Here is a 1,994-nt window from a genome sequence, read left to right as displayed (position 1 = left end):
CCACCGAGAAAATATCTACAATATAGGAGGTCAATATGGCAGATCAGATTTTAACCATTACAACAGCATACGCTAGGGAGCAGATGGCCCGGGCTCGTGCTGAAGGTAGCACGCTAACGAAGGTTGTCAAAATGGCATTCGGCAGTGGTGGAGTGGACGCAGAAGGCAAGCCGCTGCCATTGGATGGTACTGAGCAGGCTTTAAAAGCAGAACTGCTCCAAAAAGATATCACCAGTTACGAATTTATAGCCCCCGCAACTATTCGTTATGTCTGCTCGCTTGCAGAAAAGGAGCTTGCCGGGAAAACGATCAATGAGCTTGCTTTAGTAGATTCAGCGGGCAAATTGACAGCCATACGCACCATGACCAATAAAATCAAGGATGCAGATATGGAGTTTATTTTTGAGATCGATGATATCTACTGATAAGGAGGGATAGATCATGCCAATAAAGCAACCAAGGCGTTTTGTTACCACAGACCAAGGACATGCAGACGTTCTGAATGTACCGATTGATACACTTTATGAAAACGACCAGGCGTTGGCCGCACAGATTGAAAACATTAAAAACGATCCGGCCGGTAATGACATTGCGTCCAAGGCAGCACTGGACAATCACGTCTCTAATACAGACCTGCATGTTACGGCAGCAAAGCAAGCAACATGGAATGCAGCAGAGGGCAACGCCAAGAAGTATACGGAACAGTATGCAGCCCCCAAGGCACATACGCATCCTGCATCGGATCTGCCTTCCGCATCAACACAGGGGCGCGGAATTGTGCAGATTAATACATCGGTAAGCAGCACTTCTACAGATCAGGCAGCCGCGCCGATCGCGGTCAAGACGGCATATGATCGAGCCAATGAAGCATACAGCCGGGCAGACCAAGCTTTTACGCAAGCCGTTGATCTGAAAAATAAAATCGTAGGCGCGATCAACGGCAAGGGAGGAAGCGCCAATACTGATATGACTGCCGATCAAATAGTCGCCTCATTAAACAATATGCCAGTAAAAAAATATGCTAACGGCGATTTGAATCTGTCGATTAGCGGTGAACCCGATGGGGGACAAACTGCAGCTCTACCAGCCGTCATGACAAGGACATTCCAGCTACCCACAGGATTTAATATAGGTAGGTTGTTCATCCAGGTGTCAGCATACGTCTACGTTATAACTTCACAGAACAGTGGATGGAATCAGTTTTCGTTGCCGTCAGGTCTTATAACGGTGGCGGCGAATGCACAAGGAGACATCAGCAATACAGAAGGAAGTATAGCAGTAGGTTTGTCAGGTACCACCGCAACTGTATTTGTCAAGTCTGGAAGGTGGAACGGAGCTGCTCGTAGATACGAAGCGAGAATATCTTTATGGTGGGCAATCGAATAAGGGGGGAGAATAAGGATGACTAAATTTGGAAGACGTATTTTTTATCGGAAGACTACAGGGGAAGTCCTCTTGATTCGTGGAGAAGCGCAGGGGGATGTGATCGAATCAACGGTCGATGATGATTTCGGTTTTTACCCTGAAATAAAAGATCTGGACAGGGAACAAGTAGGCGTTTTGCAATTGGAATATGGGCAACACACAGAGGACTTCGCTCTGGCGACTGCTTATCGAGTTGATCCATTTACACATACTATGCTTTTTACTTTTCCAACAGATAAACCTGACTGTCCAGTCCCTGCGCCTCAGAAACCTTTGTACGATCAGGTGGCTGAGCTCCAGCAATCCGATTTGGATAACAAGGAAGCTATAGCTGGGTTGGTCAAAATATTTATGGAAAATGTTAAGTAGGGTCTGTGAGTGGATTCTGCTTTTTGTTTTATGGCAAATCATGAGGGGAGGTGACATCATGGACGAGCGTATCAAAAAAGCATTTGCAACTACATTTGTACATCTTATTCTTTCTGGCCGGCGCACAGTTGCAGACGTGCCAACATCATTGCAAGACTTGGTCAAAGCAGACTTGGGTATTGCTGAGACTGCACAAGCGG

At 46.5% G+C, this 1,994-nt stretch carries 4 protein-coding genes; all 4 read left to right on the top strand.

Annotated elements, in window-relative coordinates; all coding sequences use genetic code 11:
- Positions 1–35 precede the first annotated feature (35 nt).
- On the top strand, positions 36–425 hold the full coding sequence (locus AC5V8P_RS25320) for a phage tail-collar fiber domain-containing protein (protein WP_064796723.1): 390 nt from the start codon (positions 36–38) through the stop codon (positions 423–425).
- A 16-nt stretch (positions 426–441) separates the two neighbouring features.
- On the top strand, positions 442–1,386 hold the full coding sequence (locus tag AC5V8P_RS25315) for a phage tail protein (RefSeq protein WP_081276797.1): 945 nt from the start codon (positions 442–444) through the stop codon (positions 1,384–1,386).
- A 15-nt stretch (positions 1,387–1,401) separates the two neighbouring features.
- A complete protein-coding gene (locus tag AC5V8P_RS25310; RefSeq protein ID WP_064796722.1) occupies positions 1,402–1,794 on the top strand; it encodes a hypothetical protein in 393 nt (130 codons plus the stop codon).
- Positions 1,784–1,994, top strand: a 211-nt coding sequence (locus tag AC5V8P_RS25305; protein ID WP_495474028.1) for a CD1375 family protein, incomplete at its 3' end; no start/stop codon positions are given. The genes AC5V8P_RS25310 and AC5V8P_RS25305, both read left to right, overlap by 11 nt.

The sequence above is a fragment of the Paenibacillus sp. N119s genome (assembly GCF_059447605.1).
Note: the sequence above shows the minus strand (reverse complement) of the source record. Positions and strands in the feature narration are given on the sequence as shown.